Annotated in this window: 15 protein-coding genes; 2 read left to right on the top strand and 13 right to left on the bottom strand. The window is 52.0% G+C overall.

The genetic code is table 11. The features are described 5' to 3' along the window. Positions 1-271: 271 nt before the first annotated feature. The 10 genes from H9Q13_RS05650 to H9Q13_RS05605 form a co-directional block, all read right to left on the bottom strand. Positions 272-886 carry a peptidoglycan recognition protein family protein gene (locus H9Q13_RS05650; protein ID WP_224744104.1) on the bottom strand — a complete coding sequence of 205 codons (615 nt, stop codon included), beginning with the start codon at positions 884-886 and terminating at the stop codon, positions 272-274. Positions 887-896: 10 nt separating this feature from the next. Further along, a complete protein-coding gene (locus H9Q13_RS05645) occupies positions 897-2,438 on the bottom strand; it encodes a glycoside hydrolase family 10 protein (protein WP_191182806.1) in 1,542 nt (513 codons plus the stop codon). A gap of 206 nt (positions 2,439-2,644) precedes the next feature. Continuing rightward, positions 2,645-3,448, bottom strand: coding sequence for a DUF4397 domain-containing protein (locus H9Q13_RS05640; RefSeq protein WP_191182805.1), 804 nt, complete (start codon positions 3,446-3,448; stop codon positions 2,645-2,647). Positions 3,449-3,460: 12 nt separating this feature from the next. Next, positions 3,461-5,050 carry a SusD/RagB family nutrient-binding outer membrane lipoprotein gene (locus tag H9Q13_RS05635; protein WP_191182804.1) on the bottom strand — a complete coding sequence of 530 codons (1,590 nt, stop codon included), beginning with the start codon at positions 5,048-5,050 and terminating at the stop codon, positions 3,461-3,463. Between the two features lie 11 nt (positions 5,051-5,061). Continuing rightward, on the bottom strand, positions 5,062-8,169 hold the full coding sequence (locus tag H9Q13_RS05630) for a SusC/RagA family TonB-linked outer membrane protein (RefSeq protein ID WP_191182803.1): 3,108 nt from the start codon (positions 8,167-8,169) through the stop codon (positions 5,062-5,064). A 596-nt stretch (positions 8,170-8,765) separates the two neighbouring features. Then, the gene (locus H9Q13_RS05625; RefSeq protein ID WP_191182802.1) at positions 8,766-10,037 is read right to left on the bottom strand and encodes an exo-beta-N-acetylmuramidase NamZ family protein; all 1,272 of its coding nucleotides are present in this window, start codon (positions 10,035-10,037) and stop codon (positions 8,766-8,768) included. Between the two features lie 363 nt (positions 10,038-10,400). Further along, positions 10,401-11,978, bottom strand: a complete 1,578-nt coding sequence (locus tag H9Q13_RS05620; RefSeq protein WP_191182801.1) for a sodium:solute symporter family transporter — start codon at positions 11,976-11,978, stop codon at positions 10,401-10,403. 104 nt (positions 11,979-12,082) lie between these two features. Beyond that, a complete protein-coding gene (locus tag H9Q13_RS05615; protein ID WP_191182800.1) occupies positions 12,083-13,108 on the bottom strand; it encodes a UDP-glucose--hexose-1-phosphate uridylyltransferase in 1,026 nt (341 codons plus the stop codon). Between the two features lie 51 nt (positions 13,109-13,159). Further along, entirely contained in the window at positions 13,160-14,314 is a 1,155-nt protein-coding gene (locus H9Q13_RS05610; RefSeq protein WP_191182799.1) for a galactokinase, read from the bottom strand. A gap of 24 nt (positions 14,315-14,338) precedes the next feature. Further along, positions 14,339-16,759, bottom strand: a complete 2,421-nt coding sequence (locus H9Q13_RS05605; protein ID WP_191182798.1) for a glycoside hydrolase family 2 protein — start codon at positions 16,757-16,759, stop codon at positions 14,339-14,341. A 432-nt stretch (positions 16,760-17,191) separates the two neighbouring features. On the opposite strand from H9Q13_RS05605, the gene H9Q13_RS05600 reads away from it, so the two are divergent. Beyond that, positions 17,192-18,775, top strand: a complete 1,584-nt coding sequence (locus H9Q13_RS05600) for a hypothetical protein (protein ID WP_191182797.1) — start codon at positions 17,192-17,194, stop codon at positions 18,773-18,775. Positions 18,776-18,912: 137 nt separating this feature from the next. On the opposite strand, the gene H9Q13_RS05595 is transcribed toward H9Q13_RS05600, so the two are convergent. The 3 genes from H9Q13_RS05595 to H9Q13_RS05585 all read right to left on the bottom strand — a co-directional run bounded on the left by H9Q13_RS05595 (position 18,913) and on the right by H9Q13_RS05585 (position 21,175). Next, positions 18,913-19,536 carry an alpha/beta hydrolase gene (locus H9Q13_RS05595; protein WP_191182796.1) on the bottom strand — a complete coding sequence of 208 codons (624 nt, stop codon included), beginning with the start codon at positions 19,534-19,536 and terminating at the stop codon, positions 18,913-18,915. Positions 19,537-19,568: 32 nt separating this feature from the next. Beyond that, positions 19,569-20,504: a ring-cleaving dioxygenase gene (locus H9Q13_RS05590; protein WP_191182795.1), complete on the bottom strand. Its 936-nt coding sequence runs from the start codon at positions 20,502-20,504 to the stop codon at positions 19,569-19,571. Between the two features lie 134 nt (positions 20,505-20,638). Continuing rightward, positions 20,639-21,175: a YceI family protein gene (locus H9Q13_RS05585; protein WP_191182794.1), complete on the bottom strand. Its 537-nt coding sequence runs from the start codon at positions 21,173-21,175 to the stop codon at positions 20,639-20,641. 312 nt (positions 21,176-21,487) lie between these two features. On the opposite strand from H9Q13_RS05585, the gene H9Q13_RS05580 reads away from it, so the two are divergent. Next, positions 21,488-22,972 carry a xylulokinase gene (locus tag H9Q13_RS05580; protein ID WP_191182793.1) on the top strand — a complete coding sequence of 495 codons (1,485 nt, stop codon included), beginning with the start codon at positions 21,488-21,490 and terminating at the stop codon, positions 22,970-22,972. Positions 22,973-22,990: the final 18 nt, after the last annotated feature.

The raw sequence follows: 22,990 nt of genomic DNA, 5'->3' as shown, positions 1-22,990 counted from the left end.
CAAAAGAACCCATCAGGCTATACCTGTAACGTACTCATCCTGCCCATGCGGCCTTTGCTTGGAGAACTAGCGCAGAAAACCGCACAAAGTCGCATGAGCAAAACGAATACTGTCCCTTTATTTTAGTTAAAAATACGAAATGTCTCATTAAAGTTCAAAATAATTCGCATGTTTTTTATTTAAACCTGCAAAAACACGCAATTATTAGGTTTTATACCTGCAAATCGCTCGGCAGATGATCCCGGTTAAGCCCAAATGGAATTCAGAACTCTTACTGCTGCCCGGTCAAAAGTCGCCGGAAGTGCGGCAACTCGCCATACAATCGTGCGCCGGGGCAGGCAGTGTCGGCAAAATCCTTGTGAGCGCCTAGACTGTCGGCCGTTATACCATACTTTTTGGCCAGTGCCGGCAACAACTTTTCCAGGGTTTTCATTTGGGCTGGCGTAATGTCTTCCTTTTCAAAATTGCCCTCTACCACGATCAGTAAATGCCCGGCGGGGTCATAGCTTGTGTTGGAGTCGCCGGCATAGTTCAGGTCCCGGGCCTCCCCTACTTCCCCGTGCACATCCACATACAAGTGGTAAGGTATATCAGCCCAGGCCGGTTTCATGCGCCCATCCGCCAACGGACTCTCCTGCTGCGAGAACTTCTGCAGACTTCGCAGCTTATCTGCCAAAGTCCGGTCGGGCAGCTGTGAGGTGGCCGTATGATGGATAGTTAGGCGAGTCAACTGATGAGGTCGCATCGACAGCACAGGCGCATGGGCTCCCCAAGCCTCGCGTGTGAGGTAGGTTATCCCTTCGGGTATGAGCGGTTCTGTGGCAGCAGCCGGTCGCTGGCAGCTGAAAAAAGCGCCAACTAGCACGAGCAGGATCACCAGTTTCATCACACGGCCTTTACAACAACTTCTTCCTGAACACATTAGAGGGAACGCTCTCGTTCTTCAATCTGTCGATAGAAGTCACCACATACTGGTAGGTCTTGCCACGTTCAGCCGTTTCGTCATGGAAGGTATGCAGGGAGTCATCAAAACTGATCTTGATGATGTTCTGAGCATGCTCCAGGTTAATGGGTTCATTCTCATCAAAGCGATAAATCACATAACCGTACACATCCTCTTCCTGATCCGGGTATTCCCATTTCATGATCGATTTGCGCCATCTGGGAAAGAAGAACAAAAACTTGTCTTCGCGCAGCTGCATGGGCTTCGAAGGTTTTGCCGTGCCCATCCAGGGCATCACAGGTTGCAGCGCCGGGTAGCGGTATAGGTCGTGCTGCAAAGAGTCGCGGAAGCCGGCCAGGTTGTTGGTCAGGGAGCGGGAGCTGAAGTACACACTGCCCTGCACCCTCGGGTTTTGGCGGAGATAGCGCACCTGGTTCGGCAATTGCTGACGGTCGCGCCAGCCCTCGCGGTCTTCCATGGCCCGGTAGGCGCCCTGGCCTATGTACACATGTTTGCCATTGGCGTTGGCCGCCCACCAGTCCAGCAGTTTTTCGTATGGAGCCGGAGCATAGCCAAACGGAAAGTACAGCTGGGGATTGATGTAGTCCACCCAACCCTCCTGCACCCACTTGCGGGCATCGGCATACAGGGCGCTATAACCTGACAGGCCATTGCTTTCAGATCCCTCAGGGTCCTGGGACTTGTTGCGCCAGATACCGAAGGGGCTAATGCCGAACTTCACATGTTTCTTCTCCTGCTTGATAGATTCAGAAAGATCTTTGATCAACTGGTCCACATTATGGCGGCGCCAGTCTTCTATGTTTTTAAAACCCTGCGTGTGCAACTGGTACGTGATGGAATCAGGCAGCGCCGCTTTGCCCGGGTAGGGGTAAAAGTAGTCGTCGAAATGGATGCCGTCGATGTCGTAGTTGCGCACCACGTCCATGATCACATCCACGAGGTAGTGGCGAACCTCCGGCAGTCCGGGGTTAAAGTATTTTTTGTCGCCGTAGGTAAAGAACCAGTCCGGTTGCACGCGTGAGATGTGCTCCGGGCTAACCAGCGAATCCACGAGGCTGGTGGAGGCGCGGTAAGGGTTTATCCAAGCATGCAGTTCCATGCCGCGTTTGTGGGCTTCTTGGATAGCGAACTCCAGCGGATCGTAAAACGGCTGTGGCAGAGTGCCCTGCTTGCCGGTCAGGAACATGCTCCACGGCTCACGCCCTTTGGCGTAAAAAGCATCTGCCGATGGGCGCACCTGCAGCATAATGGCATTTATACCTGTCTTTTGGTGGGAGTCGAAGATGTCGATCAACTCCTGCATTTGCTCCCGCGAGTCTACACCAGCTTTGGGTTTGGAGGGCCAGTCGATGTTTTGCACGGTGGCAATCCACACACCCCTGAACTCGCGTTTCGGGGGTTGCTTTGTCTGTTGCGCAAACAGGTTGGCAGAACCGAGCAGCAAGGCAAGCAATAGGGTAAAGTTTCTGATCATGGTGAAGGTCAGGTAAAATGGTAGCATAAAAAACAGCCCTCCGATAGGTTTAGTAAAGGAGGGCTGTCAGCATAATGAAAAAAAAACTAATGTACTACTAATCTATTCAACTTGGATTTTCCGGGTGGTTTCAAATGAAGCGCCGCATCACCCGGGTAATTGCAACTAAAAAATTGGCCGGAACCGGAGGCCCCGGCCAATCAGCATTATCTGTCTCTCCAATAGTCAATCTGACTGGTCTTAGGCGTTTCGGCATAAGCACCTCTGATCTGGGTGGTATACACACGGCCAAGTGTTCCGAGTACGATCGCGTTCTGGATATAAGGCTTCGTTGTGGCAGGATCATAGGCTGTGCCTGTTGGGTATACCTTGAAGGTATAGCTACCCGGCTTCAGCTCCACGTAAGAGCCATGCTGCTTGAAACCCAGGTTCTTACCCAGCTCAATGATTTCCATTGGCTCAGCTGGCTTGGTTTCAGTTGCGGCAATTGCGGCACGCACAGCATACACATCCACAGCAAATGGCATGTTCGCCATCGTGTTCATGAATCTCCACCAGATCTTGGTATAGTCGGCAGGAGGCAGCTTATCTTCAGCCAAAAACACTTCGTAACTCGTTGTTGTCCCTACCAGGTAAGCAGAGTAGTGCTTGTTGCTGGCAAGGCTCACAGAAGTACTAGCCAGAGTCTCGGCAGTACCTTTACCGGCCACAGTGTCCACAGCGCTCATCTTGTAATTTCCTGCAGGAAGCAGCGCATAGGCATTGCTAGGGTAAGCAGATCCATACAAATTGCCCAGCACAATACCAGATGTCGTCGGCGCTACGCCTGTCACCTTTTTGCTGTCCAGGAAGAAGTTAGTGCGCGGGGCACCGTCTACGTGGAAGAAAAATTTAACAAAAGCGCCTTCCGCTACCGGCTCTGTCACTTCAGGAATGGCATTCTTTTCGCAGGCTCCCAGCATGAAGCCTGCCGCTAAAAACACTAATGCTCTTTTAAATATCTTTTTCATCTCGATGTCTGCTTATTGTTTTTTGCTAAACCAGGTTTCATAAGTGTGGTAGTTCTCATCAAAACCTCCCATGGCGCGGAGAGCTTCCTGATTCCACATGTATTCTGAGTTGTATCTCGGACGCGCCCTGTAAGCCGGCACACCCTGGTTAGACACGTGCAACTCCTCTGGCAAGGTAAAGCCTGTGTACACTTCGCCATCCTTGTTGTAGTGGTATCTTCTCATATCAGACCAGGTATCCATAAAGCCCCAGCCCCATGTTGCGATATACTTCTGCAGCATGATCTTAGAAAGCGTCAGCCCGGCAGCCGTGGTCGGCATCATGGATTCGCTGGCCAGGTACGTCGCCTTGCGCTGGTCGTATACAGCCGGATCAGGTGCATAGGTGCGTGCAAAGTCGATATGGGCTGTTACGCCTTTTCTGTAGGCCTCCAGTGCCAGATCTTTCTTACCGGCAATCCAGGCAGCCTCTGCTTTAATAAACTGCAGCTGCGAGTAAGTCATCAGCGGGAATAGGGCTGCGTTGCCAAAGATGTAGATCTGACGAACCTGTGCTGTCGAAGTACCTACGGCACCCCACAGGTTGTTCGGAATTTCGGCAGTTGGAATACCAACTATACCTGCACCGGAACGAACCCCTCTGTATTTACCGTCTGGCGATGGTGCCAGCATGGCCGTCAAACGCGGGTCTTTCAGGTGCTGGCCTGTGAATATAGGGTCAGCCGCTGCCAGGTTCTCGTCTCTCAACGCAGGGTTGGTGCCATCCAGCAAGCCTACGATGTAGTTAGTCTGACGATAAGAAGCGATGTTGTTACGAATCGGTCCGTAGAAGTTCGTGTTAGAGCTTACGGCCCCTTCGAAACGGATCATGGCATTGTCGGCGTTGCTGGCAAGCGATTTATCCACATACTCGATCACTTTGTTCGGGTCGTAAGAAGCCTTGTTCGTCAGACGGTGGGCGTTGATCGCCAGCAAACCATTAGCGAATTTCTTCCATTTATCTCTGTTACCGGCGTAGATCAGGTCGCCTTTGCTCAGGCCAGAGTTGGCAGCATCAAGACCATCCGTTCTTTCCAGGCTTTTGATGCCTTCTTCCAGCAGACGCTTGATCTCTGGATACACCTCCTGCTGGTCGTCAAAGTTGAACACTCGCTTGTCAGAATCAAAGGCTTCTTTCATGATAACCGGACCATGATAGTCGGTCAGGTTCTGCCAGCCATAAGCACGCATGATCTGGCCCACGCCCACGAAGTCGTATTTCTTACTGCGCGCACCGCTCTCGATCATGTCGGACAGGTTGTAACCCATGCTCCAGTACACGGCTCTCCACATCTGTGCATAAGAGTCAGACAGCGGGTTGGCATGTAGGTCTAGTGCATTGTTGGCAGCTGTAGAAGCCCAGTTCTGCACATACTGACCGGCAAAACGACCGTCCCACTGCACGGCTACCGCCATTTCAGACTGTATCTGAGGGAGGAACAGCTCCGGCTGCAACAAGGCATCCGGACCGTTCGGGTTTGTGTTTACATCGAGGTAATCTTTACAGCCAGTTGCCGAAAACACGCTGGCCGCTATAAGAGAAGCAAAAACTATCTTTCTCATCTTTATCTTAATTAAAATCCTGCTCTAATTCCAAAGTTAATTCCTCTTGGCAACGGGAAGTTACCATAGTCAAGGCCAGTACCACCGGCACCACCCACTGCAGCAGAGTTGCCATTCGCTACCGGGTCAAGACCTGAGTAGTTCGTAAGCAGGAACAGGTCTGTACCTGTCACAAATACGCTCACATCGTCGATGAACTTGGCGCGCTGCATCACGCTGGCAGGCAGGCGGTAGTTCAAGGTCACGTCGCGCAGACGTACCCAGTTCACGTCTTTCTCAATGAAGCTGTGGTGCGGATAGATAGAAGCCCAGTAAGTTGAGTTTCTGTAAAGGTCGATTGGAATGTTGTTATGCGTTGGGTTGGCCGTGTTTTCCAGACCATCCTTCAGTACACCTGTTACAATGCGTGGCTCCTCTCTATTCAGCGTGCGCTTGCTCAGACCATTTACAGTCAGGAAGTGCTCTGTCGCGTTGTACACGTCGCCACCTTTGCGGATGTCGAGCAGGAAGTTAAGCGACAGGTTCTTGTAAGTGAAGGTGTTTGTCAGGCCGATGTTGAAGTCCGGGTTACGGTCACCTACTATTTTCCACTCGCTGGTATTCAGCATTGGCAAACCAGTAGATGGGTTGATCAGCACGTCGCCGTTGTCGTTGCGCTGGTAGTCATACCCGGTGAAAGTTGTCAACGGGCCATCTACACGTGAACCTACGCGCACGTTGCCATACAACCAGGTGTCAGAGTTGTAGAACTCCTGCACGTCGCCAGGCAACTTGGTTAGCTTGCTGTTGTTCTTGGTGTAGTTCATCAGCACATCCCAGGTAAAGTCGTTGTTCTGGATTGGCGTACCGTTCAGTTGAAGTTCTATACCTGAGTTTTCCATCTCACCGGCATTGAAGGTCATCAGGATAAAGCCTGTCGCATAGCTCAGACGCAGGTTTTGCACGATCTGGTCAACAGACTTCTTTTTGAAGTAAGTCGCATCGATACCCAAACGATCGTTAAAGAACTTCAACTCTGTACCGAACTCGTAAGAGGTGGTCATTTCAGGACGCAGGTTCAGGCTTGGACCCGTGAAACCGTAACGGAAGCCACCACCCGTTGTCTGTGCCGACTCGTAGAACGGACGCAGGCTGTATGGTCTGGCGTCTTTACCTACCTGAGCGATAGAGCCTCTCAGTTTACCGAAAGAAAGCACTTCTCTGATTCCCTGGAATGGCTCCAGCTCCGTGAAGACAAAGCTCATGGCGGCAGATGGGTAGAAGAAAGAGTTGTTCTGCACCGGAAGTGTAGAAGTCCAGTCGTTACGACCCGTCAACGTCAGGTATAGCATGTCGTTGTAGCTGGCATTGAAGCTACCCCAGGCACCTACCAGGCGGCGCTGCGTCAGGTTGTTGTAGGCACGCTGCGTAGTTAGCGTCGTGTTGTTGATCGAGTACAAGTCTGGCGCCATGAACTGCTCACCAGAAGCTGCTGAGCTGAAGGTATTCCAGTCGTATACTGTGCTACCCAATTTCAGGTCTGTGCGCAACTTGTCGTTGAAAAACGTTGGTGCCGTAAATTGCGCGTAGTACTGGAATGTGAGGTTACGGTTCGTGATCACGGCCTGATCGAAAATACCGCCGAATGAACGGCCTGCATTGGATTCCGGATGACGCACGATCGTGTTTTTCTCAGTATAGTAATCAATACCAGCCTGCCCTACAAGCTTCATCCAATCCGTTACATCAGCAGTCAGACTTGTGTTCAGTCTGTAGCGGTCAGTAAGCGAGTTGAAGATGTTTTTGTTCACATTGAAGAATGGGTTTTCTATGGCAATAGAATAGGCCCCGAAATCTCTTCTGTTGCCGCTTGGCGTCAGGTATACGCTGGCATCGTCATTAGAAGGCCAACGAAGTAGTTGCAACAAAGGACCACCAGCACCTCTAAAAGCCTGGTCGTTATCAGAACGGGTATAGTCGAACGTCACATCTGTGGAAAGGAACTTATTCAGCTTGGCTGTAATAGCCGAAGAAAGCGTCAGTTTTTCCAGTCCTGTATTCGGGATAAAGCCCTCGGCATCGGTATAGGAACCGGAGATACGGTACTGAGCGGACTCGTTTCCTCCTGTAAAGGACAAGTTGTGTTTCTGAGTGAAGGCGTCCTGGAAGAAATTCTTCACGTTGTCGTAAAACTGAACTTCAGACGGGAATGGCGCTCCAAAATAGGCCAGGTTCTCGTCCCCTTCAATGGTATAGCCATTGGCACCTCTGTCGTACTTCTGCTGAATTTCAGGGTAGCGCACGATGCGGTCCATACGGAAGCTGTTGCTGTAGTTGATACGGGCTTTGCCGGCCTGACCACGCTTCGTAGTGATTACGATAGCACCGGATGCTGCCTCGATACCATAAAGTGCCGCGGCTTCAGGGCCTTTCAGAACCGTGATGCTTTCGATATCCTCTGGGTTGATGTCGGCTGCACGGTTTGTGAAGTCAACGCCTCTGTTTTCGAAAGAGCGGGAACCGCCGCCGATAGAAGAAGCAAACACCCCGGTAGAAGTTGTGTTGTTGCTGATCGGCAAACCATCTACCACGAACAGTGGCTGGTTGCTACCACTCAGGGAGCTGATGCCACGGATCACGATAGAAGAAGATGAACCAGGCAGGCCAGAAGAAGCATTCACTTCCACACCCGCCACACGACCAGCCAGGCCGTTCACGAAGTTCTCGCGTTGGGTCTGGGCAATGGTAGCACCTTTAACCTCTGTTACGGCATAGCCAAGGGCTTTCTTCTCCTGCTTGATACCAAGGGCGGTTACCACCACTTCATTCAGGTTTTTGGAGTCGGCCTTCAGCGCTATATTGATTGCAGTGTTCGTACCGACAGTTCGTTCCACTGTCTGCATGCCAATAAATCTGAAAACCAGTACATCAGTGGGTGTTGCAGAAATGGTGTAGGCTCCATCCACACCGGTGGCCGTTCCTCGGGTAGTCCCTTTTACTACAACAGAAACCCCGGGTAAGGCCGAGTTGTCGGAGGCGGCAGTTACCGTGCCGGTCACAGTCGTGCTCTGCGCATTGACTGTAAAGTGAAACAGGAGAAAACACATTCCCCATAAGTAACATTGTAATTTTTTCATCATAACAGCGTAGCTAATGGTTAAGATTATGGTGGGTAGATTGATTATAGGTTATTTGGTGAAACATAGCATTCATTCCTCGCAATCCAGCGGCCAGGCACTTATGCAAACAGCATTCGCAAAGTGCAATTCAGCCTGCCAAATTGATTCACTTGAATTTCGGAATATATTAAACTTACATTAAAGCTAGTAAAAATCCCGAACAGCACACAGGTTATTGCAATGATTTTGATTAAAAGAGATCAAATCTGCAAGTGTTCTTTATACGAACAACCGCAAAAACACGCATAATAAATTTAATTTATTTTATAAATAGTTTAAAATTTAACTTAATTGAACAGATTATAGCACCAAACATGCTTTAATGGCTTTTAAACCTGCATTTACACTACCCTGCCTAAGGTCCAATCATTTACAAAACCTGCAAAATCAGGCAAATTAATTCAAACAGTTAGAAAGCAACGCAGCGCTATCAAAATATAAGTTGTCAACCGCATCGAGTAACCGCTTAGCCCATAACATATTATGCATGCAGCCCATCTATTTCTTCAGAGCTTTGGCGGTTTCTTGCTATTTTACCATCCCGCTCAACCCTGGCCTCATGGATAGATCAGGTACTTCTCGCGTTTCTGCTTGTATTGGCTCAGACCTGGCTCCCAGCTTTGGCGAATCTCTTCCTCCGTGGCTCCGGCTATGATCTGCTCTTTCAGTTTTTTAGTACCGGCCAACTTGTCGAAGTTGCCGATCTGGTTGCTTTGCTTGAAGTCGAAGAACTTTTCCTTCTCCGGGTATGCCTTGTACAGCTCCATCAGCCAGCTCAGGTTGAGCTTCCCAGTGTTCCGGAAAACCTGCGTGTCGAATTCTCTCAGATCCAATCCGTAGCAGGCCTGGTCCTGGTGCAACGGCGTCTCGCTCATCCCATTGATGCCCTTCGGCGTGAAGTTGAATGCATATTTGTCTTTCAGGTCTGGGTTGCCTAGCACCGTGAACGGGAAGTAGGTGCCTCTGCCCTGACTGATGATGGTGCCTTCGAAGAGACAGATGGAGGGGTATAGCAGAATGGATTGTTGTGTGTTGAGGTTAGGCGAAGGCGCTACTGGCAAGGTATAAGGCATGTCGTGGGTATAGTTCATCACCTTCACGATGTTGAGCTTGCACTGTATGCCGTTGGCCAGCCAGCCCTCTCCGTTCACCATCTGGGCAAACTCGCCCACTGTCAGGCCGTGTGAAATCGGGATCGGGTTCATGCCTATACCTGACTTCAACTCCGGCTCCAGAATCGGGCCGTCCACCAAAAACCCGTTCGGGTTCGGACGGTCCAGCACCATCAGCTCAATGCCGTTTTCAGCACAGGCCTCCATCACACGATGCAGGGTGATGGTATAGGTATAGAAACGGGCACCCACATCCTGAATATCGAAGATCATCAGATCGATATCGGCCAGGTCTTCTTGGGTAGGCTTGTTGCGCTTGCCGTATAGCGACACCACCTGTATACCTGTTTTTGGGTCCACGCTGTCGTCTACCTTCACACCGGCGCTGGCATCTCCCCGGAAACCGTGCTCCGGGCCAAATACCTTGACAATGTTAACCCCTAAGGCTTGCAGGCTATCCACGCTTAGCGTTCTTCCGATAACAGAAGTCGGGTTCACCACCATGCCCACCCGCTTGCCTCTGAGGTAAGGCAGGTATGCCGCGGTCTGGTCTGCGCCGGTCACAATGGCTTGGCTGTGCGCCTCGGCTGTATGCGGCTGTTGGGCTTGCGCTTCGGCGGCGTTTACCCCTTGTTGCGGAGACTTACAGGCTGCCGCAGCGAGTAGCACCGACATAAACCCCGGGAAAAGCACTTTCAGTCGAAAGGAAGTATGCATGGTCTATCAATTACATTATAGTTCGACAACCTGGCTTCTGCTTGCCGTGCTCGATTTGCGTTCTCCATCCTCCCCTGCTTCCTACCTGACGCCTACGGCTATTTGGTGGCCGATTCAGAAACTCATAAAAGCATAAAGGCGCATTCATTTGGTTGCCATATGCCGATACTTGCGTTTCTCTACACTAAGTAACTCAATTTTAGTTCTTAAAACCAAATTTTATGCACACTATTTTATTAAATCCGCAAAAAAACGCATTTCAAAAGCCTCTAAATTATCAAACTGATAATTACCCATAAACAAAAAGGCAGGTATAGCGGATGCCATACCTGCCTTTTCAGACAGTCTGATTGATTAAGAATTTTACCAGAAGATAATGTACACAGCTCCCAAAGCCAGCACGATAGCGAAAGAGGCCACGTTGAAAATCATATCGGTCTTGAACAGGCTTTTTTCGTATTGGATCGGGTTTGCCGGGATGATGCCCCGTGCCTTGTTCTCATAGAGCGAATACACCACCATCAGGGTAGCCAGCAACAAGAACACGAGCCCCATCTGATCTAGGAACGGCATGGCCGGGAATAACTGGTCGATGATGATACTGAATGGCACCGAAGCGATAGCCGTGGCAAGGGCCGCATTGGAGGTCGCTTTTTTCCAGAACAGACCGAACACAAACAGCACCACAATACCAGGGCTCACATAGCCGGTGTATTTCTGAATGAACTGGAAGATCTGCTCCTCGCCACCCAAGAGTGGTTCTGCCACCACCACTGCAATAATGATTGCTACCAAACTAACCAATCGACCAATGATTACAAGTTGCTTCTCGTTGGCATCTGGCTTCAGGTGCGCTTTGTAAATATCCATTGTAAAGATGGTCGCTGTCGAGTTCATCATGGAGCTGAGCGAGGACAATGCCGCCGCCATCAGTGCCGCAAAGGCCAGGCCTTTCAGTCCGGTTGGCACCAGGTTGCTGAGCAACCAAGGGTACGCCTCGTCATAACGGCTGATCTCGGCGTTAAGCGCAAAGGCGGCTATACCTGGGATTACCACTACCAACGGAATAAGCAGTTTCAGGAAGGCGGCAAACACCAGGCCCCACTGTACTTCTTTCAGGCTCTTAGCAGCCAGGGCACGCTGCACAATGTACTGGTTAAAGCCCCAGTAGCTGATGTTGGCGATCCACATACCACCAAAAAGTACCGTCATACCCGGCAGGTCTTTATAGAATGGGTTCTCCTCTGACAGAATCATGTCAAACTTCTCGGGCGCTTTTTCCAGTAGCATGCCCATCCCTTTCAGGGCACCGTCACCGCCGCTTACCGCGTCAAGTGCCAGGAAAGTGGTAACAAGACCACCCATGATCAGGAACACCACTTGGATTACGTCTGTCCAGGCCACCGCCTTCAGACCACCATAAATCGAGTAGGAAACGGCCACTACGGCCAGGCCTATGATCGCCCACATGGTACTGACACCAAATACCACACTCAGGGCCAAGGCCGACAGGTATAGCACCGTAGTGAGGTTCACGAAAATGTAGAGCATGATCCAGAAAATAGCCAAGCTCGTGCGGATACGGTCATCGTAGCGCAACTTCAGGAACTGCGGCATTGTGAAAATACCCTCTTTGATGTAGATCGGCAGGAAGAACTTGGCCACGATGATAAGAGTAGCCGCCGCCATAAATTCGTAACTGGCTATACCCAAACCAATAGCGAAACCAGAGCCGGACATACCGATAAACTGCTCCGCCGAGATATTGGAGGCAATCAGGGAGGCCCCTATCGCCCACCAAGGCAGGGACTTACTTGCCAAAAAGTAGTCGGTTGAGTTTTTGATGTGTCCTTTCTTTTCGCGGGACACCCAGATACCAACCGCAATGATGAGCACACAATAGCCAATAAAAATGGCGAAATCGAGAGTAGAAAAATTCATCGCATAATGATTTAGGATAGCTAATATATAATATTAGTTTTGATTAAAGGCAAAAAGCACCTCACTTATTTCAAGAAGGCTAATTTACTGAGGCGCTGATTGGCTTACAACAGGCTTCGCAGCAGGTCAGCAGCCGCTTCGGGCGTGATGTCCCGCTGCGGATTGCCCATCATCTCGTAGCCTACCATAAACTTTTTGACAGTGGCCGAGCGCAGCAGTGGCGGGTAAAAGTGCATGTGGAAGTGCCAGCCCGGATAGTCCTGCCCGTCAGTAGGGCTTTGGTGGATGCCCGATGAGTAAGGGAAGGACACACCAAACACCCGGTCGTAGGTCGTGGTAACCGATTTTATTATGTGGCTATAAGCGTCTTTCTCGGCTTCGTCCATCTGCCCGATGTGCTGAAAGTGCCGTTTGCTGATAATTATAGTTTCGAAAGGCCAGACCGCCCAGAAAGGCACCAGCGCCACGAAGTGGTCATTCTCGCTGATAACCCGGGACTTTTCCTCCAGTTCCAGAGTCAGATAATCCTGCAAAAGGCTGCGCCGGTTCACTTCGAAGTAGGCCTCCTGTTGTTTTGTTTCCTTGGCAGGCTCTACAGGTACAGTGCTCTGTGCCCAGATCTGTCCGTGCGGGTGCGGGTTGCTGCAGCCCATGATAGCGCCTTTGTTCTCGAATATCTGCACGTAACGGATAAAGTCCAGGCTGCCCAATTCGAGGTACTGCTGCTGCCACAGGTCTACTACTTTGCGGATGTCAGCTACTTCCATGTCGGCCAGCGTGAGGTCGTGGCGCGGCGAGAAGCAGATGACGCGGCAGATGCCCCGCTCACTCTCTGCCCGAATCAGACCCCCTTTCTCAAAAGACCCAACTGGCGTAGCTTCCTGCAGTGCCCCGAAATCGTTATCAAACACATAGGTAGCGGGGTAATCCGGGTTCTGTTCGCCGTTGGCTCGGGTATTGGTAGGGCATAGGTAGCAGGTTTCGTCGTAAGCCAGGCGTTCATCGCAAACCGTTTCTTCCTGCTGGCCTTGCCAGGGTCGCTTGGACCGGTGCGGCGAGACCAGCACCCACTCGCCGGTGAGCGGGTTATACCTGCGGTGCGGGTGTTCTGCTAAATCAAAAGTAGGCATGGGTATACTGTAAATAAAGGTGATGCCCGGCAGGGCGTTGTCATGTAATCGTTAGCTCGGCTCCACCAGGCTGCTGCCATCCACAATCTCGGCTACATAGGTTTTGAGGTGGATACCAAACTGCAGTTTGTAGGCCTCTTCCATTTGCTGGGTAAAAGTATCCAGCGCATCAAGTTGCACAAGGTTGATGGTGCAGCCGCCAAAGCCTCCGCCCATCATGCGGGCACCCAGCACCGCATCCATATCTTTTGCCTGGTCCACCAGAAAATCCAGCTCTTCGCAGCTCACTTCGTAGTTGTGCTGCAGGCCCCGATGCGAGGCATACATTTTTTCGCCAAAGGTTTTCATGTCGCCTTGTTCCAATGCCCGGCAGGCTTCCTCTACCCGGATGTTCTCATGCACCACATAGGTGCATCGCTTGTAAACGGTAGACTCAAACTCCTCCTGGTGCTGCTCCAGCATGGCCACGGTTACGTCGCGCAGGCTTTTCACCTCCGGATAGTGCCGCTGCAGATGGGCTACGCCTGCCTCACACTCCTGCCGCCGGGTGTTATACTCAGAAGACGCCAGGTTATGCTTCACCTGTGTGTCGCAAAGCACAATGCGATAGTCGGCCATCTCGAGGTGGTAGTAGTCAAAATCGAGCGAGCGGCAGTCAAGCTTCACGGCGTAGTCCTGCCGACCGTACATGCTGGCGAACTGGTCCATGATGCCGCACTTCACGCCAGCGTACTCGTGCTCCGCCTGCTGCGCCATCTTCACCAGATCAAACTTAGGTATAGCAAACCCGAAGATATGATTGAGCGCATAAGCCAGGCCGCACTCTACGGCCGCCGATGAAGAAAGTCCTGCCCCGATCGGAATGTTGCCGCCATACACCAGATCGAAGCCCTTTACGTCGAAGTTGGCTTTTTGCAGCTGCGCCACAACGCCCAGTAGGTAGTTGGCCCAACTGCTGTCGGAGGGCTGTACCTGGTTCAGGTCAAACTCTGCCTCTTGCTGCAGGTCATAAGCATAGGCCCGGAAGGTGTTGGTCTGGTTGGATGCCACAGCAAAGTATATCTCCTTGTTGATAGCGGCTGGCAATACAAACCCGTCGTTGTAATCGGTGTGCTCGCCAATCAGGTTCACCCGCCCCGGCGATCGCACCACGACCGGCTCCTGACTGTACAAAGCCTTAAACTTATCTTTTATCTCTTGTAGCATCTTGAGTTGTGCAAAGTGTTCTTCTTACTTTTCTTTCGGAACCGATTTCAAGGTATAGCTTCCCGCTTTCATGCCATCGGCCTGTGCCCGTACCCGGATGGTGCCGGCGTTTTTCCCGGCTTTTAACACAATGGCCGCTATACCTGCCTCTGCCTGAACGAGCTGTTCTCCCACTATTTCCGCATCCCCTTCCACGCTGAATGTCACATTGTGCATGGCATCCGGTACAACTGTTCCGTTTCTGTCCGTGATGCTGGCGTACACAAATACAATATCGTTTTGACCGGCCTGTAATTCTTTGCCGCTCCTATCAATTTGAAGTATGAGTTTAGCAGGTTTACCGGGCGTTCTTTGCTCTGCCTGCACCACCTGGCGATTGCCGATGTAGGCTTTGGCGGTAAGTGTGCCCGGGGCATATTGTGGCACCACGAACGTGAAGGGCGGATGGGTCAGGTGTGTGGCATTCGCATCCTTATCCGGTTTCTGACGGGCAATTACCTTTCCGTTCAGCAGGAGCTCCACTTCGTCGCAGTTGCTGTATACCTTCACTGTTTTCTGTTCCGGATCGTTCCAGTAATTGGCGATAAATACCATGGGCTTATGGAAAGTAGCCTGGTCCCGGAGGTCGGGCCCAGATTGGCTCTGGTAAAAGTAATAGGCGAATTTGGGCAGACGCACAATGTCCATGATGCCGGAAGACTCGATGTCGTCGGCGTAGCCCCGCTTGTAGTCAAACATCAGCCAGTTGGCATCGCCCACGGCCGGCCCCTGCAGGTTGCTGTTGTGCGCCTCCTGGTAGTTGAGGGCTTGTTGCAACAGGCGTTTCTGACCGGCACCGCGCAACTGCCGTGAGGTACGTTCCTCTTCTTTCAGGTTGGCAAACTCTTTCTGGTTAAAACCGGCATTCTGGGCATAGTACTCCCAATCGCCATACTCCGCTATCAAAAGCGGCTTGCCCTTATCATACTTGTTCCAATAATGAGGTGCCTTGCCATGCTGGCGGGCAGGTATGAACCCATCGTATACCTCATCGAGCCAACCACAGGTATAGGTTTCGCCGAAAGGAAGTTCTTCATGCACGGCATCGTGCGCTTTCTGCATAAACTCTTTGGTCATGGCGGACTCATTCAGAGAGGCCTCCCATAAGATAATGGAGGGATGGTTGCGGTTGCGGCGCACCATGTCGCGCACATCCTGCAGACTGTTTTTCTGAAATTCCTCGTTGCCGAAGAACTGCCAGCCAGGTATCGCGTCCATCACCAGCAGCCCCAGTTCATCGCAGGCTTTCATAAAGGCGGGAGACTGCGGGTAGTGCGACAGGCGCACGAAGTTGAACCCCGCTTCTTTGATCTTCCAGGCATCACGGTAGTTGGCGTTGTCCGACAGGGCGTAGCCCAGGTAGGGGTATTCCTGGTGACGGTTGGTGCCACGCAGGTATAGCTTCTCGCCGTTCAGGTAAAAACCGTCTGCCGCAAACCGGATTGTCCGGACGCCGGTTTTAATCTGCTGTCGCTCCAACACCTGCCCATCCCGCAGCAACTCAACTGACAAGGTATAAAGGTATGGCTGGTCCGGCGACCAAAGCCGGGGATTCGTGATGTCTATCTGCTGCCGGAAAGTACCGTACTGATTGGATGCTACAGAAATCGGTTCGGAGAGCGATTCACCCACTTTTTGGCCGTCCTTGTCTGAAAGCACCAGACGCACCTGGCCTTCCCGCTGCTCGGTGTGGTCGTTTTTTATCTCCGTCTGCACCAGCAGTGTGGCGTTTTTGGAGTTTACGTTTTCATAGTGCAGCAGCACGCCACCGCCTGCCACACGGTTTGCCGCAATGGCGTTTGAGATGTGCAGTTTGTCCTCGGTTATCAGGTATACATGGCGGTATAGACCACTGTAGTAGTTGAAGTCGAGGTCGGCGATGGGTTTGCCGGGCGGCACCACAGGATTGTCCTCATTGTTTAATAAAACGAGTAGCACATTTTCCTCCCCAAAACGGGCCTGGTCCGAAATGTCGACATAAAAAGGCAGGTAGCCGCCCAGGTGCCGAAACACATGCTTGCCGTTAAGGTAGACATCGGCCACTTGCATGGCCGCCTCAAACTGTATGGCGATGTGCTTGCCTTTGTCGGTAACGGGCAGGCTGAACAGTTTGCGGTAGAGCGCCGTGCCCTGCCATTGTTGCTCTTTTTTTTGGATTGGCTCAAGACGGGCGGTATGCGGAAGTGTCACTTGTTCCCAGGAAGTCTGGCCGCTGGCGAACTCGGGCAGTCTGGACAGAAAATTACTGGTATCCAGGTTCAGCACAAAACCCCAGTCCTCGTTAAAATTCTGCACGGTTTCCGTCTGAGTGCCGCTCGTGGCTGCCTTTCCGTTGATTTTTTCGGAGCAGCCTGCCAGCAATAGCAGGCAAGTGAAGGGAACAAGGTATAGGAGATGTTTCAGCATGTTTCTTCTTTTAGCGGCCAACCTGACTGTAGTCAGAAAATATGCAAGACGCTTAGCCCCGGTGTTTGGAGAGATGATAGTACGGTTGAACCAACTACTTGGATGCCGCCCAGTACAGCCACCAGTAAATGTAACAATATATCTGTTAAACTGCAGGCGGTTCCTTGCAAAGCCTCAGACTAGTACCGCTTCCCCAAACCAGGGCTTATTCCTAAAGCGCAAGGCGATTGCCAACAGGCGTTACCCTCATTCAAGCCCACTAAAAATAGCCCTCTTAACCCTACACTTACACTATACCAATGGCTAAACATCGGCTAGCCACATTACGTAAGCGGTTTTTTGCTGTTTTGCAATTTAACCACTTTGTTTAACGCTCAATACTTTACTAATTTAGGGGCTTCTATTCACCCGAATTGTGCATCCCGTTTCTTTATGAGAAAGAGTCTCCTTCTTTTTTCTGTTTTTCTACTGCTCATCACCCAGGTAACTGCCCAGGATGCCTCTTCCAGGAAAAAGGCCAAAGGCCCTGCCCTGAAGCTTTCGTTCCCTGAAACGCCGGGCTGGAACATCTTGAAGGAAGGGCAAAAGCTGGAGTTTACGCTGAAGGCAACGGGCGGCACCGACAGCCTGTATACCTATGCCATTACGCAAGGCATGGTGGAGGGCATTTCGTTCGATTCGCTGGGCCACTTTTCGTGGATCCCCAATTACGACTTTGTAGACCGCCTGAGCAAGGAGCGCAATTTGCAGATCATTTTCAAGGCCAGCCATGCCAGCGGAGAAAGCGCCAGCCAGGTGATAGACTTTAAGGTAGCCCACGTGAATCGCCCGCCTGTTGTGGGGGAGCTCAAGCCACTTTACGTTCGCTATAATGCTCAAAACACCTACACCATCGAGTCGTCGGCAGTGCTAGATGAGGACGATGACCCGATTGTGTTCGTGGCTATACCTGATGGCATGCCGGAAGGCGCCAAGCTGTCGGCTCAGGGCGAATTTACCTGGAAGCCTTCGCTCACGCAATTCAACCGGCTGCGCAACAACCCACTCAAAGTAGAATTTTACGTAGAAGACCAGCCTGCCAAGGCCCGCACCAAAGGCTCTTTTAAAGTGGAAGTGACGCAGCAGGACCTGCCCCCTAGCTTGCAGATGATTCCGTCCCAGAAGCGCTTTGTCTACAAGGAGGACGCTACCGTCAATTTGAAATTTCAGATCTACGACCCGAACGGTGAGGCTGACATTGCTTCGTTCAGCTTCATTTCGACCAACCCCACCGTTCCGGTAGGCGCCTTGGTGAAGAACACGCCCTCGCAATATGAGTTTATCTGGAAGCCGGGTTATGACTTTGTGCGCGACCCCCTGGACTCGCTGGCGTTTGACATCACGTTCTTTGTGCTGGACAAGTCCAACAAACGCGATGAACGCACCGTGTCTTTTACCATCCTTAATGCCGTGAATGAAGGCGAGAAGGACCAGAAGCTTTACAATGAATACCGCGCTTCGCTGGTACGTGCCTGGGACCTGATGGAGCAACTCAAGGAAACCGAAAAGGACCTCAAAAAGAAGTACAACCGTGCCCGCAAAGGCAAGAAAGGGCGCTCGCTGGCCAATGCCTCGATGGGTGCCATTACCGGTATCGCGCCCGTGATTGTGGAGACGCCGGCCACCAGCAAGAAAATCACGACCATTGGCGGCACTACCGTTATGACCATCGGCACGCTGGAAGCGACAGAGGTAATCGGCCGCTCCACCAAAGACCTGGTAGAACGTCTGAACTACATCATCGAGAAACGGAACGAACTGCAGACCAAGGGCGATGTGTTTGCCCGGAAGTACGCCCTCAAATCGTCGCGCCGCAAACCGGAGTTCTTAAAGGACGCTGACGACTTCGTGGCGCTTATGAATTTGAAAGGCTTGGTGGCCCTGGAACTCGACGCCAACTGGAAAAACAAGAACAAGGCCTCCGACGAGAACATCTCCAAAACCTTCAAGGATTTTGGGTATGAGAGTCAGAATTAAGGCTATACCTGGCCAATAAGGGCCAGGCAACTTTTCACAGCAGCTTCCTGTCCGTACCTGTCAATCATTAAAACAAAAAAGCTGAAAGCGATCCACAGCGGTGCTTTCAGCTTTTTTGTTTCCAATCAGATCATACCTCAGCTAGTCAGTACCTTCCGGGCCAGCGCCAGTTCTTCCTCCAAAATGGTATGCGGTCTGCCCGGGTATACCTGGCGGGTTACGGTGGCTCCCCTCCCTTCCATCTGCTGCACGGTTTCGTCTACACGGCTTACCGGCACGTGCGGGTCCGGGTCACCGGTTGTGATCAATACCGGGGTTCCTTCAAAATCTCCGGAATAGTGGCCCGTGTCCAGTTGCTGACCGATCAGGCCACCCGTCAAGATGAGCAGACCGCCATAGCGCCTGGCATTTCGGGTGGCATACTCAGCCGTGAGGCAGGCACCCTGCGAGAAGCCCAGCAGGTAGATATCCTTGCTGGCTATACCTTGGGCCTCTATGCTTTTCACCGTTTCGTCGATTAACGCCAGCGCCGAGTCCAGCGCGGGTTGGTTTTGTGCCACGGGTACCATGAAGCTATAGGGATACCAGGTGTTGTTGGTAGCCTGCGGTGCGTACAATGTGAAGTCATCCGCACCCAGTTCATGCGCCAATGGCAGTATGCTGGCGGCAGTCGCTCCTCTCCCATGGATCAGGATGATTGCTTTGCCTGACTGTTCCAGTGGCTTGCCCTGCGTCAGGACTTTCTTTTCGTGTGTATACATGCGCGCTTGGTTTAGTTAGTAGGTATAGCCGCCTAGTCCAAACGCGGCAGCACCGCCTCTATCTGGGCGCGTTGCGGCTCGTACTGCGGCGGCAGCAACAGCTTTTTGCCCAATTCGGCTACCGACTCGTCTATGGCGAAGCCCGGGTTGTCCGTCGCGATCTCGAACAGCACGCCGCCCGGCTCCCGGAAATAAAGAGAATAAAAGTAGTTGCGGTCGATCTTCTCGGTGATGTTATACCCTCTGCTGGCTACCTTCTCCCGGAATTTCATCAGCACCTCCTCGTTCTTCACCCGGAAGGCAATGTGGTGGTTGGTACCCGCACCGCCTACAGCACGGTCGATACTCGGATTTTCCACGATATCGATGATGTTGGCTCCCTCTACCGCGTCGGTGCTATACCTGTAGCTGCTGCCGGTCTGGTCCTGCAAGGTATAACCGAAGATATCGGTCAGGATCGCCGCTGTCTTATCCGCCTTTTGCAAGGTCAGGGTTACGCTGTGGAAGCCCTTCGTTGCCACGTCGGCTTTCACCTCGTCGGTTTCCCAAGGTTTGCGGTTATCTGCGTTTTTAGGGATAACCAATTCCAGGAACAAGCCATCCGGATCGCGGAACGGCAAATACTGCTCCCCGAACTTTTCCGACGGACGACCGAAGTCAACGTTATTCTCCTCGAATCGCTTCATCCAAAAGTCGAAGCTACCCTCGGGCACGGCGTAACCGATGTGCGTGGCCATCCCTGTGCCGGCCTTGCCACGGCGGGCTGTTTCGTAAGGGAAAAACGTCAGGATCGTACCCGGGCTGCCCTCCTCATCGCCGTAGTAAAGGTGGTAGGTGCCGGGGTCGTCGAAATTGACCGTTTTCTTAAGCAGGCGCAGACCCAACACGTTGGTATAAAAGTCCAGGTTCTTTTTGGCCGAACCAGCGATTGCCGTGATATGGTGAATTCCTAAGATTCTGTCTTCCATGATGATAAAGATTTAGCGAATGATAAGGTATACGGGAAGCTGAAAATTATATGCCATGCCGAACGCTGGCGATAAACCTGGAAATTATTGATTATCCAGATTTCTCATGGCCTTCGAAATGACAATGTGGAACCTTAACCCTGCTTCACCAACTGCACTTCGGCCTGTAGCTTGATCTCATCGCTCACGACCACGCTTCCGGCCTCGGTCACGGCGTTCCAGGTCAGGCCAAACTCTTTGCGGCTGATCTTTCCTGTTACAGTAAATCCGGCCTTGTGCTGACCGTAGGGATCTACCACCGTGCCGCCAAACTCCACGTTCACGGTTACCGGCTTGGTGATGTCGCGTATGGTCAGGTCGCCATGCAGTTTGGCTTCCCCATTGCCGTTTTGCTCGTAGCTCTTGCCCACAAAACGGATCTCATCGTGCTTCTCCGCGTCAAAGAAGTCTGCTGACTTCAGGTGCGTGTCGCGCTGCTCGTTGTTGGTGCTGATGGAGTTCACATCGGCGGTGAACACGATGTTGCCCGCTCCGTTAAAGTCCTCGTCTTCGCTCTCTGCCTCAACCGAAAATTTTTCGAAATAACCTGTCACGGTGGTGATCATCAGGTGTTTTACTTTGAACTGTACTTCGCTGTGCATCGGGTCTACTGCCCATTTTACGTTTGCCATGATTCTTATTTTTTAAGGTTAATGATGATTCCGGTTCAAATTTACAACAAATGTATAAACCTTTAATGTATATACATTAATTATTTGTAAAAGGTTCAGCCAGCATAACTATCTACTTGGATACACGCTTGATAAATCAAGACATAGATACGGCCATCGGCAGCTGAAAGCTCGCCCGTTTTTTATATCTTATCAACTTGAAAGACGCCGAAAAACCCAGCCAACTGACACGCTATACCCGTATGGATAGGCCAGAGCCGGGCTTGCAAGGTGTCTCAGCGCCTTGGCCATCAACATGAATCGCTACATAATATGCTCCTACTAGGTATAGACATAGGTACTTCTTCGATCAAGGTGTCGGTAGTGGATGCCCAGACGCAGGTTTGCCTGGCTTCGGCCCAGCACCCGGAGGAAGAATCGGGCATCCTGGCTCCCAATGCAGGTTGGGCAGAGCAGGCCCCAGCGATGTGGTGGGAGCACGCTAAAGTTGCCATCCTGAAAGCACACGCAACAGGCAGGTATAACCCCAAAGACATTGGCGCGATAGGGATAGCCTACCAGATGCACGGCCTGGTGGTGGTGGACAAAGAACAGAAAGCCCTGCGCAACGCCATTATCTGGTGCGACAGCCGGGCGGTGGAAATCGGCAATAGAGCATTCAAAGCCATCGGGGAAGAACGGAGCCTGACCCGGCTGCTCAACTCCCCGGGCAATTTCACGGCTTCCAAACTGGCTTGGGTAAAGGAGAATGAACCGGCGGTGTACGGAAACATCGACAAGATCATGCTACCGGGCGACTACGTTGGCATGCGCCTCACAGGCGAAGTAACCACCAGCGTCTCGGCTTTGTCAGAGGGTGTCTTCTGGGATTTTCAGGAGAACGAACTTTCCAGCGACGTGCTCGGCTACTTCCAATTCGACAGAGAGCTTATACCTGCCATTCACCCTGTTTTCTCAGAGCACGGCAGGGTTCAGCAACACATAGCCGATGAGCTTGGCCTGCAGGCAGGTATACCCGTCACCTATAAATCGGGCGACCAGCCCAACAATGCCCTGTCGCTGAATGTACTGCAACCCGGCGAGGTAGCGGCCACAGCCGGCACTTCGGGTGTGATTTATGGCGTGAGCGACAAGCTGCTCTACGACCCGGAATCGCGGGTAAATACCTTTGCCCACGTTAATTACAGCGACTCCCGGAAAAGGCTGGGCATGTTGCTTTGCATCAACGGCACCGGCAGCCTGAACCGCTGGATGAAACAGGTTGCCGGCTCAGGTATAAGCTATGCGGACATGAACGAGATGGCTGCTGCTATACCTGTCGGCAGCGAAGGCCTGCGCGTGATTCCTTTCGGAAACGGGGCCGAGCGCATGCTCCACAACAAGATCGTCGGCACGCACTTTCACCACATCGACCTCAACCTCCACTCCAAGGCCCATCTGTTCCGGGCAGCGCAGGAAGGTATAGCCTTTGCTTTCCGCTACGGACTGGACATCCTGCGCGAGAACGGCATGAACCCCGGCATTATCCGGGCTGGGCAGGCCAATCTCTTCCAGAGCAACCTCTTCACCGAAGCGTTTGTGAACGCCACCCACGTGCCCGTCGAGTTATACCTGAGCGATGGCAGCATAGGCGCGGCGCTGGGGGCCGGCATCGGCGTGAAGGCTTTTGCCTCTGAAAAAGAAGCTTTTGCCAATAGCAAAAGGCTGCGCATTGTAGAGCCCCAAGCCATTGACCAATACGAGCCGGTATACCAGGAATGGAAAGCCTTGCTCGAAAAACATCTGAACGAAGCATAACCTTAACCGCAAATCAGC

The organism is Pontibacter aquaedesilientis, assembly GCF_014773225.1.
Taxonomy (GTDB): Bacteria; Bacteroidota; Bacteroidia; order Cytophagales; family Hymenobacteraceae; genus Pontibacter; species Pontibacter aquaedesilientis.
This window is presented reverse-complemented; position numbering and strand designations above follow the sequence as displayed.

Excerpts from the sequence above, each read along its gene's own strand:
- H9Q13_RS05650 (WP_224744104.1), bottom strand. The coding sequence starts at position 886 with ATGAAACTGGTGATCCTGCTCGTGCTAGTTGGCGCTTTTTTCAGCTGC.
- H9Q13_RS05645 (WP_191182806.1), bottom strand. The coding sequence starts at position 2,438 with ATGATCAGAAACTTTACCCTATTGCTTGCCTTGCTGCTCGGTTCTGCC.
- H9Q13_RS05640 (WP_191182805.1), bottom strand. The coding sequence starts at position 3,448 with ATGAAAAAGATATTTAAAAGAGCATTAGTGTTTTTAGCGGCAGGCTTC.
- H9Q13_RS05635 (WP_191182804.1), bottom strand. The coding sequence starts at position 5,050 with ATGAGAAAGATAGTTTTTGCTTCTCTTATAGCGGCCAGCGTGTTTTCG.
- H9Q13_RS05630 (WP_191182803.1), bottom strand. The coding sequence starts at position 8,169 with ATGATGAAAAAATTACAATGTTACTTATGGGGAATGTGTTTTCTCCTG.
- H9Q13_RS05625 (WP_191182802.1), bottom strand. The coding sequence starts at position 10,037 with ATGCATACTTCCTTTCGACTGAAAGTGCTTTTCCCGGGGTTTATGTCG.
- H9Q13_RS05620 (WP_191182801.1), bottom strand. The coding sequence starts at position 11,978 with ATGAATTTTTCTACTCTCGATTTCGCCATTTTTATTGGCTATTGTGTG.
- H9Q13_RS05615 (WP_191182800.1), bottom strand. The coding sequence starts at position 13,108 with ATGCCTACTTTTGATTTAGCAGAACACCCGCACCGCAGGTATAACCCG.
- H9Q13_RS05610 (WP_191182799.1), bottom strand. The coding sequence starts at position 14,314 with ATGCTACAAGAGATAAAAGATAAGTTTAAGGCTTTGTACAGTCAGGAG.
- H9Q13_RS05605 (WP_191182798.1), bottom strand. The coding sequence starts at position 16,759 with ATGCTGAAACATCTCCTATACCTTGTTCCCTTCACTTGCCTGCTATTG.
- H9Q13_RS05600 (WP_191182797.1), top strand. The coding sequence starts at position 17,192 with ATGAGAAAGAGTCTCCTTCTTTTTTCTGTTTTTCTACTGCTCATCACC.
- H9Q13_RS05595 (WP_191182796.1), bottom strand. The coding sequence starts at position 19,536 with ATGTATACACACGAAAAGAAAGTCCTGACGCAGGGCAAGCCACTGGAA.
- H9Q13_RS05590 (WP_191182795.1), bottom strand. The coding sequence starts at position 20,504 with ATGGAAGACAGAATCTTAGGAATTCACCATATCACGGCAATCGCTGGT.
- H9Q13_RS05585 (WP_191182794.1), bottom strand. The coding sequence starts at position 21,175 with ATGGCAAACGTAAAATGGGCAGTAGACCCGATGCACAGCGAAGTACAG.
- H9Q13_RS05580 (WP_191182793.1), top strand. The coding sequence starts at position 21,488 with ATGCTCCTACTAGGTATAGACATAGGTACTTCTTCGATCAAGGTGTCG.